Here is a 15304-nt window from a genome sequence, read left to right as displayed (position 1 = left end):
AGCAAAAGGCGTGCCAGTTTATCAAAATTAGATTACAACCCTGAAAAGAAAGGCGTATTTCAGGAGATGAGCCATACGATTAAATTTTGATCAGGGATTTTCTTGACTTGCATTTGGGCAAATAGAGAAATCCAGCGCTTGAATTTTACGCAGCTTGACCAGCTTGGGTGCCGTTTATGCCTCACCGGAAGCTTGAGAAACAGCCGTAGATGTACGTACTGAAAATTCCTTCACATAGCCTTCTATGTCGGCGGGATCGAATATGAGGCCATCTACGAAACGATCACCCTCTTCCTGCCCTTCGACACGGATATCGGCATCATCAGGCGCATTGGCGTCGCCCAGCACCGCCCGGTAAATATCCGGCCGGTAGGAAGACAAGGCGGCCGCCACGCCTTTGCGAGAAAATTCCGCCTGCCCCCAGCGGATCATCTGGCTGTAAATCCACAAAGCCTGACTTTGCCGGGGATAATTCGCATGGCCGCCATGAAAGGTGAAATATTTGTCGATCACGCGCCTATTCCCCCGGCTATCAATGCTGAATTCACCGGCAAGCACACGACGGATAATCGCCTCAGGCGCTCCGATGTAACGCGGATCGGCAAGGGCCCGGCTTAGTTCATCGTGATTTTCTGCAAGGTCGCACCAGCGCGCGGCCGCATCAAGCGCCGTCAGCAGCCGTCCGACCGCTTCTTGTTGGTTTGCCGCCCATTCGGGCCGCATGCCGATGACCTTTTCGGGTGCGGAAGGCCACAAATCCTGCTTGGCGGCAACGATCCGGCCGACACCGCGTTCGGCGGCGACGATATTCCACGGCGCTCCAACGCAGAAACCGTCAATCGCTCCCGCAGCGAGCGCATCCGATGTCAACGGCGGCGGCACGACCACAAGCTTGACATCGTTATCGGGGTGAATGCCACCAGCGGCAAGCCAGTAGCGAAATTCGTAATTATGCGAGGAAAACGGGTAGGTCATGCCAAGCGTCGGTGGCGGCTCGCCGCGGGCACGCATATCATCGAGCACACGCTTCAGCGCCTTAGCATTTTCGAGCGCTCCCGCCGTTTCGGAAAGTCCGGTCACGGCCTTCATGCGGTCAAACAGGCGGGTCGAAAGCGTGATCGCATTGCCGCCGCGTCCGAGTGAAAAAGGCGTAATCGTCGGCGACGGGTTGGAACCGAGCCCGAGCATGGAGGCGACTGGCATTGGCGATAGCATATGGGCAATGTCGAATTGCCGGAACGCCAGCCGGTCACGCACATTTGCCCAGGAAACGTCTTTCACGAGATCGAGCGTAATGCCCTCGCGTTCTGCAAAGCCGAATTCGGCCGCTGCGATAAGAACCGATGCGTCAACAAGGGGTATAAAGCCAGCACGCAGGATTTTCTGCCGGTCACCACCGACCCTTGCCGGTGCGCCCGGGGTTTTCGTCGCTCCGCTGTCTGGTCCTGCCGCTTGTTCCGGTGCCGCCATGTTATTCACTCCACGCTGTCCGGCTGGTCTTCGTCACATCAACAGACCGGCCGCGGTGACCACGCTTTGCGCGATCTCGGAAATCTTCTTTTTCTCGTTCATTGCCGTTTGCCGCAGAAGTGCAAAGGCCTCTTCTTCAGAAAGGCCGCGCATCTTCATCAATATGCCTTTGGCGCGTTCGATGACCTTGCGCTCCTCAAGCGCCGATTTCGCATCGGCCAGCTCCCGCTGCAGGCGGCTGAAAGCATTGAAGCGGCTGACCGCCATATCGAGAATCGGTTTCACACGCTCTTTCTTCAACCCGTCCACCACATAGGCGGAGACACCGGCCTCGACGGCTGCCTCGATGGAGGCGGTGTCGGAACGATCGACAAACATGGCGATAGGCCGGCCAACCGTGCGGGTGAGCTGAAACAGATGCTCCATCATGTCACGATTGGGATTTTCAAGATCGATGAAAATGACATCAGGCTGCAGCGTCTCGATGGTGCGCGCCACCCCGTTCACCTCGTGGATGACGGTAACGCGCTGATAGCCCGCCTCGCGCAGGCCCTCCTCTATGATGGAAGCGCGGATCGCGTTTTCGTCGATAACGAGAATTGTCAGGTCGCGAAGCGTCATGTCAGCATTGATGACGCAGCGCAGCAAACTTGGCAATCGCCCTGATCGGCAAAAGTGAAACAGTACGGCACGAGACGTTTCGCCGCCGTCGCCCGCTATGTCAGGAGGCGTGTTCCACGGCACGTTCGAGCGCTTTCAGGACCGTACGCTCTGAAAGATTGAGATAGGTGTCCATCTCGTCGCCCGCTTCCTGCGCCTTGCCTTCCTCCATCAGTGACAGAATTTTGCTGTTCATGTCGACAAATGGAGAATGAAGCTGTTCGGGATCTTTCAAGAGACCGAAACACAGCCGGAGTTCAGCGGCAATACGCTCGTAAAAATCGCTGATCCGGGCACTGTCGAGGAGATCAACGACAGCTGCATGAAATTTCATGTTGGCGCTGCCCACGCCCAGCCAATCAGCAGCCTCACGCTTCACCTTCGCATCCTCAACCGCCGCCCGCATCGTTTTGATCGCGGGGTGCTTGTGCCAGGCCTGCCTCAGCGCGCCGCATTCCACCATGCGCCGCACCCGGTAGATATCGATGACCGAGGACATGGTGGGAACTGCGACGAACACACCGCGATTGGCCTCATGACGCAGAAGCCCATCCTTGGTCAAAAGCCGGAATGCCTCGCGCAGCGAATTGCGGGAGACATCGAAACGTTCACTGAAGGCTGCCTCTGACAGGCGCTGCCCCGGCGCCAGCTCACCTGATATCAGCAGGGTACGAATACCCTTGGCCAATCGATCCGCAAGCGGCAGACCCTCTATCGTTTCCGTCATGGCGCTCCTTTCCTAAGAGCAATGCAGCATCGGGAATTCCGTGACAGGCATGTTCGGACACGGCATGTTCTGCCCATAGCACAAAGCATTAGCAAAGCACGAAAAAAACATGCTGAATTCATGCGCATAACGTCCAACAAATAGACAAAATAAGAGAACGATTATTATTTATTGTTGAACAATGTTGACAATTTCGCGGAACAGGCCAAACTCGGTCTCATAAAGCATCCGCGAGGGGCGGATTGCAAATGGAGCGGAGAAAATCCATGGAGCAGAATAAGCTCTCGCCCGCCGACCCTAACGAGGTTGCGCGCAAGGCGAAGAATCAACGGTATGCCTTGCTTTCGGCAATGTTCTTGATGTCGATGTCGGCCGTCGGACCGGGCTTCATCACACAGACCGCAAATTTCACGGTTAAACTGGGCGCCGCATTCGCATTCGCCATCGTCATTTCCGTCCTCATCGACTTTGTCGTGCAGGCCAATATCTGGCGCATCGTCACCATTACCCGCATGCGGGCACCGGCCATTGCCAATGCCGCTATTCCGGGTTCGGGTTATCTGCTTGCGATTCTCGTCATTATCGGCGGCCTGTTCTTCAACATCGGCAATATTGGCGGCGCGGGCCTCGGCTTCAACGCCATGATCGATCTCGATCCGAAGATCGGCGGTGCAATCGGTGCACTGGCGGCCATCGGAATCTTCCTGTCCCGCCGCGCCGGCATTGCCATGGACCGCGTGGTTTTCGTCGCGGCCTTTGTCAAGCTGGCGCTGATCGTTTATGCGGCATATATTTCCGGCCCGCCGGTCGCGGAAGCCTTCCGCCAGACTTTCCTGCCAGACACCATCGATTTCGTCACCATCACCACCATCGTCGGCGGCACGGTTGGCGGCTACATCACCTATGCCGGTGCGCATCGCCTGCTGGACAAGGGCATGGTGGGCATTGAAAATATCAACGCGGTCAATCGCGCGGCGCTCAGCGGCATCGCCATCACCGGCGTTCTGCGCTACGTCCTGTTCCTTGCCATCCTCGGCGTTGTCGCAAGTGGCGTGGTCATCGATCTCTCCGGCAAGGCGGCGAATCCGGCCGGCCAGGCTTTCCATGCCGCCGCCGGCAATATCGGCTACCGCCTGTTCGGCGCCGTCTTCCTCGCCTCGGCCATGACCAGCATCGTCGGCGCGGCCTATACCTCCGTGTCATTCCTGACAGCTTTCAAGCCTGACATAACGGAGCGTCAGCGTAATCTGGCAACGGTCGGCTTCATCGCCATTTCGCTGATTGCCTATGTCATCATCACCACCCCGCCTGCAGCCATGCTCGTCTTCGTCGGCGGTCTCAACGGTCTCGTCCTGCCGATCGGTCTTTCAATCTTCATGTATGCCGCCTGGAAGCGCGCGGATCTGATGCACGGGTACCACTACCCGCGCTGGCTACTGGTGCTTGGCGTGCTGACCTGCGCGCTCACCTGGTATATGGCCTATAAATCGGCGGGCGCGATCTTTGCCCTGCTCGGCTACTGATGGAATAAGGGAGGCAAACATGGCCGCTATCGATCTCAACAGCGATCTTGGCGAAAGTTACGGCGCATGGCGTATGGGTGATGACGAGGCGATGCTCGCCATCGTTTCCAGCGCCAACATCGCCTGCGGATTTCACGCAGGCGACCCGGCCGGCATCTACCGCACCGTCAAGGCCGCTGCCGAAAAGGGCGTGGTCGTTGGCGCCCATGTCTCCTATCCTGACCGCGTCGGCTTCGGCCGCCGCGATCTGGACGCCACCTCGGAAGAACTGATTGCCGATGTCATCTACCAGATAGGCGCGCTGAAGGGTGTTGCCGCCGCTGCGGGCACCACGGTGCGTTACGTGAAGCCGCATGGCGCACTTTACAACCGCATCGCCAATGATGCGAAACAGGGGCAGGCCGTGATCGACGGCATCAAGGCCATAGATTCTTCACTGGTGTTGATGGGCCTTGCGAACGCGCCCATCCTCGATCTCGCCCGCAAGTCCGGTCTTGCCGTCGTTGCCGAAGCTTTTGCCGATCGCGCCTATACGCCTCAGGGCCAGCTCGTTTCCCGCCGGGAAGCCGGTGCCGTATTACATGACGCGGCAAAAATTGCCGACCGCATGGTGCAGCTTGCGCGCGAAGGCACGCTGGAGGCGATCGATGGCAGTATTATAAAAATCGAGGCGCAATCCATCTGTGTACATGGCGACAGCCCCGGTGCGGTCGCCATCGCCCAGGAAATCCGCCGGCGCCTCGAGGCTGATGGCATCGACATCCGCTCTTTTGCATCCAATCGCTGAAAGGATAGCCGATGACGATACCCACATCCTATCTCAATCACACGGACGCGGACGCCGCCCGCAAGGCCCGCGCCACCTATCGCGCTGGTCTTGTCGCCCCTACCTCCGGCATCGCGCCCGGCTTCACGCAGGCGAACATGATCGTGCTGCCGCGCGACTGGGCTTTCGATTTCCTGCTTTATGCGCAACGCAATCCCAAGCCCTGCCCGGTACTCGACGTGTCCGATCCCGGATCGCCGACCACTCTTCTGGCGCCTGGCGCCGATCTCAGGACTGATCTGCCGCTTTATCGCATCTGGCGTGACGGCAAGCTTGTTGAGGAAACCGCTGATGCCACCGCCGCATGGGCTGAGCGCGACGATCTCGTCGCCTTCCTCATTGGCTGCAGCTTCACCTTCGAAACACCGATGGTGGAGGCGGGTATCGAAATCCGTCATATGACGGACAAGAGCAATGTGCCCATGTATCTCACCAACCGCCCCTGCCGTCCGGCCGGTCGGCTGAAGGGCAATATGGTCGTTTCCATGCGGCCGATCCCGGCGTCGCGCGTCGCTGATGCGGCGACCATTTCGGGACGTTTTCCAGCGGTGCATGGTTCGCCCGTGCATGTGGGTGCGCCCGAGGAGATCGGCATTACCGATCTCGCAAAGCCCGATTTTGGCGACGCGGTGCGGATTGAACCCGGCGAGGTTCCGGTCTTCTGGGCCTGCGGCGTCACCCCACAGGCCGCCGTGATGGCATCCGGTGTTCCCTTTGCCATTACCCATGCGCCGGGACACATGTTCATTACCGATATTCCCGATTCCGCCTATCACGCGTGAGGATATGATGCGTTTTCTTCCCGTCAGCCTCGCCACCATTCTTGTCGAACTCGCCGATCTCGATGAAACGCTGGCGCTTTTCGCCTCGCTGCAGAACGATCCCGTCGAAGGCATAGAAGAGACGGTGCCGGCTGCCCGCACGCTGATGATCCGGTTCCGGCCCGAGAAGATCGGCTCCGAAGCGCTGGCTGCGCGGCTTGCGAGCCGCGATCTATCGGCAAAGATCGCGCCGTCGGACAATCTTGTCGAAATCCCCGTCCGTTATAATGGCGAAGACCTTGCAGATGTTGCCGAACTAACCGGCCTGAGCATCAAAGAGGTTATCCGCCGGCACACCGAAAGCGAATTCACCGTTGCATTCTGCGGCTTCGCTCCCGGTTTTGGTTATCTGGTCGGAGGCGATCCCGCGCTGCATGTCCCGCGCCGGCAAAGCCCGCGCACCCGTATTCCGGCCGGCTCCGTAGCATTGGCCGGTGCTTTCAGCGGCGTCTACCCGCAAAACAGCCCCGGCGGCTGGCAGATCATCGGCACCACGCCGGTGAAGATGTGGGACATCGACCGTGAGCCCGGCGCGCTTTTCCAGCCGGGTTACCGGGTGCGTTTCTTCGACATGGACAAGGCCGGCAGAACAGTCGACATTCCAGGCCCGACACAGCGCGAAAAAGGGCAAACAAAGGACGGCCCGCATTTCGAGGTGCTCGCCGCTCCGATGCCGGCAATTTTCCAGGATCTCGGCCGCTTTGGCCAGACCGGACAGGGCGTATCGGCCTCCGGCGCGCTGGATCGCGGCGCGTTCAACGCCGCAAACCGTATCGTCGGCAATCCGGTCAATACGCCGTGCCTCGAACTGACGCTCGGCGGTTTTTCTTTCAGGAGCACGAGCAGAGCAGTCATTGGCACAGCCGGCGCCCCCTGCCCCATCACCATAACGGCGGCAGATCGCAGTTTCGTTGCAAAGGCGCATGCACCGGTTTCCCTTGAGGCCGGTGATGTGGTCACTTTCGGCCAGCCATCGAAAGGTATGCGTTGTTATCTTGCGGTGCGCGGTGGCTTCGATGCCGAGCCGGTGCTCGGCAGTTTCGCGACGGATACACTTGCCGTTGTTGGCCCGGAGCCGGTCGGTGCAGGCGCCATCCTGCCGCTTAAGGGTGAGACGTCCGGCCTTTCCAGCGTATCGATCAACGAGGTTCCGGCTTTCGAGCCGCCGGCAACGGGCGAGATCGTGACACTGGATATCGTTCTCGGCCCTCGAACGGACTGGTTTACGCAGAAGGGTATCGAGACGCTGACCAGCCAGCTCTGGCAGGTCACCCCACAATCGAACCGGGTCGGCATTCGCCTCTCAGGCGACGTGCCGGTGGAACGCAAGGACAGTGCGGAGCTTCCGAGCGAAGGCACGGCAACGGGCGCGATCCAGATTCCCCATAGCGGCCAGCCGGTTCTTTTCCTTGCCGATCACCCGCTGACCGGTGGTTATCCCGTCATCGGCGCAGTGGCCGAATATCATCTCGATCTTGCCGGGCAGATCCCCGTCAACGCCAAAATCAAATTTCGCCCGATCGGCTCCTTTGCCGAAATCGCGGCCAAAAACATAGAATTCCGAGGAGAAAAGCGATGAAAAAAGTGCTGATTGCCAATCGCGGCGAGATCGCGGTGCGCATCATCCGCGCCTGTCGCGATTACGGCCTGCAATCGGTCGCCGTTTATGCCGATCCCGATCAGGACGCGCTTTTCGTCCGGCTGGCGGATGAGGCCTATGCGCTGGAGGGCGTGCGCCCCGCCGAGACCTATCTCGACATTACCAAGCTGATCGCGGTTGCCAAACGCGCTGGCGCGGACGCCGTGCATCCCGGTTACGGCTTTCTGTCCGAACGCGCGGAGTTTGCCCAAGCCGTCATCGATGCCGGCCTGATCTGGATCGGTCCCGACCCTCATGTCATCGAGGCGCTGGGCGATAAGGTCGAGGCACGGCGCATCGCCACCGGCGTTGGCGCACCACTGGTTGCCGGCAGTGATGGCCCCGTCTCTTCCGCCGCGGAAGTCACCGCCTTCGCCGAACAGCACGGCCTGCCGGTCGCCATCAAGGCTGCCCATGGCGGTGGCGGGCGCGGCCTGAAGGTTGCCTGGAAAATGGAGGAGATCGCCGACCTCTACGAATCCGCCGTGCGCGAAGCAACCGCCGCCTTCGGTCGTGGCGAATGCTTTCTCGAGCGCTTCCTTGACCGACCGCGCCATATAGAAGCGCAGGTTCTGGCCGATAAACACGGCAATGTGCTTGTTCTCGGCACCCGGGACTGCTCGCTGCAACGCCGGAACCAGAAACTGATCGAAGAGGCTCCAGCCCCCTTCCTGTCCGATGAGCAGCGCCAAAAAATCCATGACGCCGCCAAGGCGATCTGCGCCGCAGCCGGGTATTCCGGCGCCGGCACCGTCGAATTCCTGCTCGGCGTTGACGGCACGATTTCTTTCCTCGAGGTCAATACGCGCCTGCAGGTGGAACATCCTGTCACCGAGGAAACCACCGGCATCGATCTCGTCATCGAACAGTTCCGTATTGCCGAAGGCCAGAAGCTGCGTATCCTCGAAACGCCCGAACCCCGCGGTCACTCCATGGAGTTCCGCATCAATGCCGAAGACCCTGGCCGCGGCTTCCTGCCGACGCCCGGCTCGATCTCGGTTTTCGACGCGCCGTCCGGTCCCGGCATTCGCATGGATAGCGGTGTCGTCAGCGGCTCCGTCGTGCCTGGTGTCTTCGACTCGCTGATGGCGAAGCTCATCGTGACAGGTGTTGACCGCGATCAGGTTCTGCGCCGTGCCCGTCGCGCGCTGAAGGAATTCCGCATCGAGGGTATCGCGACCGTTCTTCCGTTCCATCGCGCCGCGATCGAGACGGACGACTTCATCGGCACGGATCGGTTCAAGGTTCACACCCGCTGGATCGAAACCGATTTTGCGGCCATGCCCGACGCCATGGAGCGCCCGGCACCGGCCGACGATCCTTCCATGACACGAACCTATCTCGAGATTGACGGAAAGCGTGTTTCGGTCGGCCTGCCCAGCATTCTCCTTTCCAGCCTCGGCAGCGTCAACGGCGGCCAGGCGTCCGTTTCCGGCACTGCGGTCGACAGGAACGAGGGTGAAATCACTGCTCCCGTTTCCGGCACCTTGCAGTCCTTCAAGGTAAAAGATGGCGACACGGTCGCGGAAGGTGATCTCCTGGCAATCATGGAAGCAATGAAGATGGAGACGCAGATTGTCGCCACCAGGGCCGGCAGGATCCGCCTGATCGGCAAGGAAGGCGACTATCTTCAGGCCGGCGATAGGGTGCTCGAAATAGCCGGCTAATATTGAAGCGCCGCAACGACCTCATAATCGCAGATCGCGCATCCCCGGTGGCGGAACCCTTTCGTCACCGGGCCGTTTATGGCGCGACCTGCTAACCATCGTGAGGGACATATGGCCGGACGCACCTTGCTTCAATTCTTCCATTGGTATTATCCGGACGGAGGGAAATTATGGAGCGAGGTGGCCGAGAAGGCCGAAAGCCTTGCCAAAATGGGCATTACCGACGTCTGGCTGCCGCCCGCCTACAAGGGCGCCGCCGGCGGTTATTCGGTTGGATATGACACCTACGATCTCTTCGACCTCGGCGAATTTGACCAGAAGGGCACCGTCGCCACCAAATACGGTGATCGTGGCGCCCTCGAGCATGCGGGCAAGACGCTGAAAGAGAATGGCATCCGTGTCATTCACGACGTCGTTCTCAATCACAAGATGGGTGCCGACGAGAAGGAAAAGGTACGGGTTCGCCGCGTCAATCCCGACGATCGCACGGATATCGACGACGAGGATTTTTCCGCACTCGCTTATACACGTTTCACCTTTCCCGGCCGAGGCGGCGTGCATTCCAAATTCATCTGGGACCAGAAATGTTTCAGCGGCGTCGATCACATCGAAGAGCCGACCGAAGACGGCATTTTCCGGCTCGTCAACGAATATGGCGACGGTGAGTGGAACGAGGAAGTCGATCAGGAAAACGGCAATTTCGACTATCTCATGGGCGCGGATGTCGAGTTTCGCAATCGGGCCGTCTATGAAGAGCTCAAATATTGGGGCCGCTGGCTTTCCGAGCAGGTCCAGGTGGACGGCTTCCGTCTGGATGCCGCGAAACATATTCCGGCATGGTTCTTCCGCGACTGGGTCGGCCATATGCGCGAGACTATTGACCCCGATCTTTTCGTCGTAGCGGAATATTGGCACCCCGATCTTGAGGCCTTGAAGAGCTATCTCGAACTCGTCGACAAGCAGCTGATGCTTTTCGATGTCGCCCTTCACCACAGCTTCCACGACGCGTCGAAACAGGGGGGTGATTTTGACATGCGCAGCATTTTCGATGGTGCGCTTGTTTCCGCCGTTCCCGATCACGCCGTCACGCTCGTCGATAACCACGACACCCAGCCATTGCAATCGCTGGAGGCTCCGGTGGAGCCCTGGTTCAAGCCCCTCGCCTATGCGATCATATTGCTGCGTGAAAACGGCGTGCCTTGCGTTTTTTATCCCGATCTGTTCGGCACGAGCTATACCGACACGGGTAATGACGGCAATGCGTACAAAATCGATATGCCGGCCATCGAATGCCTGCCGAAGCTCATAGAGGCGCGCAGCCGTTTCGCCAATGGCGTACAGACGGACATTTTCGATGACCCGAACTGCATCGCCTTCATTCGCCATGGCACCGCCGATGCGCCGGGCTGTGTCGTGGTGATGTCGAATGGCGAACCGGCGGAAAAGCATGTCGATCTCGGTCCGGATCATGCAGGGGCGGTCTGGCGCGACTTCCTCGGGCACCGTCAAGAGGAGATCACCCTCGATGAGAGCGGCAAGGGCGTCTTCCCCACCAATGGCGGCAGTGTCAGCGTTTGGGTGCCAGCCGAATCCGGGTGAGCAACAAGGCTAACGGTCCGAAAATTATGCTCACTCTGCCGAAACGAGGCGGCGGGGACCTGCGCCGTTATCGGCGAGAACATCGTTCGGATTGCGCAACGGACAATCATCCAGCGAAAGGCACCCGCAACCGATACAGCCGGTAAGCTGGTCGCGCAGCATGATCAGGTTGTTGATGCGGAGCTGGAGCATTTCCCGCCAGGATTGGGAGAACCTGCGCCAGTCGGCTGTTGTCGCCACCCGATCCTGCGGCAGGTCGGCCATCGCGTCCCTGATGATGCTCAGCTGTATACCCGCCCGCTGTGCAATGCGGATGATGGCGATGCGCCTCAGAACCGCGCGATGATAACGGCGTTGATTGCCGGCGGTGCGCCAGCCCTCGATCAATCCCTTCGCCTCGTAAAAATGGATGGTGGAGACGGCGATGCCGCTGCGGCGGGCAACCTCTCCCACCGTCAGGCTGTGTTTGAGTATGGTATTTTCCATTCTGGCTCCTGCTTCCGGACCGATTTCCGCTCGGAAACGCGGAAACACAACGAAGAGCAGCCGATATAATTCCTCAACCATAGTTGAGGTCAATAGACCAACGGTCAAAAAAAGAGGCGCCCGATGGCGCCTCCGAATTTCGCGGCTATGACTGGATCAGAACTTCGCTGTCATGCTGATCCAGAAACGACGGCCTTCCATGACGGTGTTGAAATCGTCGGTGCCGACATCCTTGTCGAAGACGTTGTAGACGGCGGCATTGAGATCGACATTTTCGGCGACCGCATATTTCGCGCCGATATCCAGCGTGGTGTAGGCGTCATATTTTCGACCGGCCTTGCCGTTGATCGTCACCGGCGTGCCGTTCGTGCCGATGCGCGGGCCGGCATTGATTTCCGATCCGTGGTAATTCAGCGAGGCCCAGGCTTCAAGACCATCGATCGGTGTCACCCAGTCGCCGCGCAGATTGGCCATATGCTCCGGTGTCCGCGCCAATGGAAAACCTTGGTAATCACCGGTCTTCTGTTCGGAATGCGTATAGGTATAGTTGCCGCGCAGCGTCAGTTCCGGCGTCGCGTACCAGGTCGCCGTCAATTCCACACCCTGAATGACCGCATCGTCGATATTGTAATTATACCAGAGGCGGTAGTTGCGGTCTTCGCTCCAGCGGACAGGCGTTCCATCGGGATTGAGCACCAGCGCGTTGGAAATCTTGTCCTTGAAATCGGTGTAGAAATAGGTGGCCCCCAGAGCGACGTCACCATTCTCCCAAAGTGCCGCCACTTCGTAACTCGTGCTTTTTTCCGCTTCGAGGTTGGGATCGCCGATGATCACACCGCAGGTGCCGCTCGGACCATAGGTGCAACCGCCCCCACCTGTCGTATAGGCATAACCCGGCGCGATCTGACGGATTTCCGGTGCGCGGAAACCGGTGGAAACGCCGCCCTTGATGGTCAGCTCTTCCGTGGCGCTCCAGACGCCATAAAGACGCGGGCTGAAATGATTGCCGTATTTTTCATGGTTATCGAGGCGAAGCCCGCCCGTCAGCGCGAAATTGTCGACGATGCGCCACTCATCCTCAAGGAATAGAGCCCATTGCGTGGCCGAAAACGTCTCGTCCCGGCCGGTACGGCGGCCCGGGTTCTGGTCCGTCAGCCGTGCCTCGAAATATTGGCCGCCCGTGACCAGTGTGTGGTTGCCGAAGAGCTCGAAAGGCGTGGTGAACTTGCCATCGAGCACGGTATTGCGCACCTCCGGCGAGCGTGCATTTTCAGTCACGCGGCCGGTTCGGATGTTTCTGGTGAAATTGGTGCGTTCCGCCCATTCCTGCTGCAACGAGAATTCGGATGTGGTCGGTCCCCAGCGGCCGGTGTGCGAGAGTGACCAGTGGTCACGCGTGTTGATGTTGTAGGTGCCGTCGCTATTGGCCGCGAGCGATTCGCCAGGCTCGGCGCTCCGGCGTAGCCTTGTCTTGCCACCCTCGAGATAGATGTCGTGATCTTCGTTCGGCGTAAACGTCAGGCGGCCGTTGAAATCATATTCCTTGGCGCCGGTGGTCCCGCTCAAAATGCGGTCTTCGCCGCGCGTGAAGCCCCTGCCCCAGAGCTGCAGACCAAGCTGATCCTTGAGGATCGGACCGTTCGCATACCAGGAGACCTGGCCGCTGTTGCCGAATTTCGAATGTTGTTGAACCGTGCCCTCGGTGGTGACGGAGCCCGACCAGACGTCGCCGACCTTGCGGGTGATGATGTTGATCACGCCGCCCATGGCATCCGAGCCATAAAGCGAGGACATGGGACCGCGCACCACTTCGATACGTTCGATCGCCGAAACCGGCGGCACGAAGCTCTGTTCGAAGCCGGAGTTGCCATTCGTGCGGGCATCGCGCGTGCTCTGCCGCTTGCCGTCAACGAGGATCAACGTATAGGCGCCCGGCAAGCCGCGGATGAAAACATCCTTTTCGTTGGCGATCCCGGTGACGGACACGCCCTGCACTTCGCGCAAGGCGTCAGTCAGGTCGCGATACGCCCCCTTTTCCAGATCCTCCCGTGTGACGACGGTGATGCTGGCCGGAGCGTCTTTTACATTCTGCTCGAAACCGGACGCGGTGACGACGATCTGCTCAAGAACAGTGGTATTTTCGGATACCTGCTGCGCAAAAGCGGGCAGAGCAATATTTAACGCGGTTCCCGCCATTGCTGCCGAAAAAGTAGTCTTTATTGTCATCGAAGCCTTTTTGCAGCCCCGGTACTTCAATTCCATGTTATGCCCCCGCATTTAACTTGAGAATTTCACCCCACTTATTTACGAGGGGCGTGTAGGCGCAACAGGTTTGTTTTCGAACAGTTCTAAATTCTAGAAATTGCAAAAAGGGCTCCCTCTTAAGAGGAGTGGAGTAAAAATTCGCCAGATGACAACCAGCAAGAGAAAAGACGGACCGGCTTCCACGGCAAAACCCGACAGGCTTGGGCAGCTGAAACTGCTTGTCGCTTTTGATGCTTTGTTGCGGGAAGGTAGTGTCAGCCGCGCCGCGGCGGGCATGGGACTTCCAACATCATCGATGAGCCGGATCTTGCAGCAGCTACGGGAAAAATACGGGGACCAGCTCTTTCTCCGCACCGGCCAAGGCCTGCGCCCCACCCCCTTTGCCGAAGCCATGCGCCTGCGCATCCGCTCCCTGGCGGCAGAGGCCGAAAATCTGATCGATTACTCGCAGGAAGAACCCGAGGCGCCGGCCACCATCAATAAGAGCGGCTGGGAGCAGCCGGCATTGATGAAAGCACCGCCACTTTCCCTTCGCCCCAGCATTCTTCTTGAAGGTCAGCCGACGCCGGAAAACATTGCCGAGCGTCTCGCCCGCATCGGCCACAATTCCGCCCCACAGGAACGGCTCGCCAAGTATATTGCAACGTCTGCGATGGGAATAGGCAACAGCCGTCCGCTCAGCCAATCGGAGGCGACGGATGCACTGTCGATCATTCTGGAAGGGGATGCCGATCCGATACAGATCGGGGCACTGCTCGCCACCATGCATTATCGCGGCGTGACGGCGGCCGAACTGGCCGGCTTCATCCAGGCGACGTGGCGACATGTCGGGCGAGACCGCTACCGGCCTGTCACCGTCGATCTCGACTGGCCGGCTTATATGTCCCCCAAACACCGCGACGCGCCATGGTTCGTGCATTCCGCCCGCCTCGTTTCCATGGCGGGGTACAGGGTGCTGCTGCACGGCCATGTTGGTCAGGGCGAAAATGGCGGCAAGCTCGAACGCGCCGCACAAGCCTGCGGTATTCCCCTTTGCCGTTCGCTTTCGCAGGCGGCCGAGGCCACGTCATCCGAACGGATCGCCTATCTACCCCTGGGCGGCCTGTCTGTGCAATTCCAGAGCCTGCTCAGTCTCCATGGCATTCTGGAAATGCGCCTGCCGGTGCATACTGTCGTCCACCTTCTCAATCCACTGCGCGCAAGGAGCACCATTATAGGGCTTGCCCGTCCGGCCTATCAGGAGCTGCATCGCGATACCGCCCGCCTGCTCGCCGTGGAGAATCTCGCCATACTCGGTAACACGCGGGATTTCGCACAGTTCACGCCATTCCGCAGCACACGGATTTTCGGTCTTTCAAGCGGAAGGGACGTGGAGGCCCTGGTCCCCGCCCGCGAAGCACCGCCTGCCGAAATGCCAACCATGTTTACCACCTTCGAATATTGGCGTGCAGTCTGGACGGGAGCCGCGAAAGACGAAAGGGCGGAAACCATCATCATATCCACCGCCGCCGCCGCGTTGATGCTCGTCAATGACATGGGGCTTTCCTTTGACGAAGCTTACGCGAAAAGCCTCAAGCTCTGGAACGAGAGGACGCGCAATCTGGTCAGCGTCTGAGCATTC

General features: G+C 59.3%; 12 protein-coding genes. 7 read left to right on the top strand and 5 right to left on the bottom strand.

The genetic code is table 11. The features are described from left to right. Nucleotides 1-174: 174 nt before the first annotated feature. The 3 genes from QE453_RS04670 to QE453_RS04660 form a co-directional block, all read right to left on the bottom strand. Nucleotides 175-1470: a CmpA/NrtA family ABC transporter substrate-binding protein gene (locus tag QE453_RS04670; RefSeq protein WP_309776491.1), complete on the bottom strand. Its 1296-nt coding sequence runs from the start codon at nt 1468-1470 to the stop codon at nt 175-177. A gap of 33 nt (nt 1471-1503) precedes the next feature. Then, nucleotides 1504-2091 carry an ANTAR domain-containing response regulator gene (locus QE453_RS04665; RefSeq protein WP_006699921.1) on the bottom strand — a complete coding sequence of 196 codons (588 nt, stop codon included), beginning with the start codon at nt 2089-2091 and terminating at the stop codon, nt 1504-1506. A 100-nt stretch (nt 2092-2191) separates the two neighbouring features. Next, on the bottom strand, nt 2192-2857 hold the full coding sequence (locus QE453_RS04660) for a GntR family transcriptional regulator (protein ID WP_004437233.1): 666 nt from the start codon (nt 2855-2857) through the stop codon (nt 2192-2194). 266 nt (nt 2858-3123) lie between these two features. Between QE453_RS04660 and QE453_RS04655 the strand changes: the two genes are divergently transcribed. From QE453_RS04655 to amyA, 6 genes are all read left to right on the top strand, one after another. Then, nucleotides 3124-4380 carry a divalent metal cation transporter gene (locus QE453_RS04655; protein WP_309776490.1) on the top strand — a complete coding sequence of 419 codons (1257 nt, stop codon included), beginning with the start codon at nt 3124-3126 and terminating at the stop codon, nt 4378-4380. Between the two features lie 19 nt (nt 4381-4399). Next, entirely contained in the window at nt 4400-5167 is a 768-nt protein-coding gene (locus QE453_RS04650) for a 5-oxoprolinase subunit PxpA (protein ID WP_309776489.1), read from the top strand. 11 nt (nt 5168-5178) lie between these two features. Beyond that, nucleotides 5179-5988 carry a putative hydro-lyase gene (locus tag QE453_RS04645; protein ID WP_035207330.1) on the top strand — a complete coding sequence of 270 codons (810 nt, stop codon included), beginning with the start codon at nt 5179-5181 and terminating at the stop codon, nt 5986-5988. A gap of 7 nt (nt 5989-5995) precedes the next feature. Further along, a complete protein-coding gene (locus QE453_RS04640; protein ID WP_309776488.1) occupies nt 5996-7606 on the top strand; it encodes a 5-oxoprolinase/urea amidolyase family protein in 1611 nt (536 codons plus the stop codon). After that, on the top strand, nt 7603-9333 hold the full coding sequence (locus QE453_RS04635; protein ID WP_309776487.1) for a biotin carboxylase N-terminal domain-containing protein: 1731 nt from the start codon (nt 7603-7605) through the stop codon (nt 9331-9333). The genes QE453_RS04640 and QE453_RS04635 overlap by 4 nt, the downstream gene beginning before the upstream one ends. A gap of 111 nt (nt 9334-9444) precedes the next feature. Beyond that, nucleotides 9445-10932 carry an alpha-amylase gene (gene amyA, locus QE453_RS04630; RefSeq protein ID WP_244455989.1) on the top strand — a complete coding sequence of 496 codons (1488 nt, stop codon included), beginning with the start codon at nt 9445-9447 and terminating at the stop codon, nt 10930-10932. 30 nt (nt 10933-10962) lie between these two features. Here amyA and soxR read toward each other — a convergent pair whose 3' ends face one another. After that, the gene (soxR, locus tag QE453_RS04625; protein WP_003584914.1) at nt 10963-11418 is read right to left on the bottom strand and encodes a redox-sensitive transcriptional activator SoxR; all 456 of its coding nucleotides are present in this window, start codon (nt 11416-11418) and stop codon (nt 10963-10965) included. A 156-nt stretch (nt 11419-11574) separates the two neighbouring features. Further along, nucleotides 11575-13680 (bottom strand): TonB-dependent siderophore receptor, encoded by a 2106-nt coding sequence (locus QE453_RS04620; RefSeq protein WP_111813654.1) that lies wholly within the window; start codon nt 13678-13680, stop codon nt 11575-11577. Between the two features lie 148 nt (nt 13681-13828). On the opposite strand from QE453_RS04620, the gene QE453_RS04615 reads away from it, so the two are divergent. Further along, nucleotides 13829-15298 carry a glycosyl transferase family protein gene (locus QE453_RS04615; RefSeq protein ID WP_309776486.1) on the top strand — a complete coding sequence of 490 codons (1470 nt, stop codon included), beginning with the start codon at nt 13829-13831 and terminating at the stop codon, nt 15296-15298. Nucleotides 15299-15304 lie beyond the last annotated feature (6 nt).

The organism is Agrobacterium sp. SORGH_AS_0440, from assembly GCF_031453135.1.
Classification (GTDB): Bacteria; Pseudomonadota; Alphaproteobacteria; order Rhizobiales; family Rhizobiaceae; genus Agrobacterium; species Agrobacterium pusense.
Note: the sequence above shows the minus strand (reverse complement) of the source record. Positions and strands in the feature narration are given on the sequence as shown.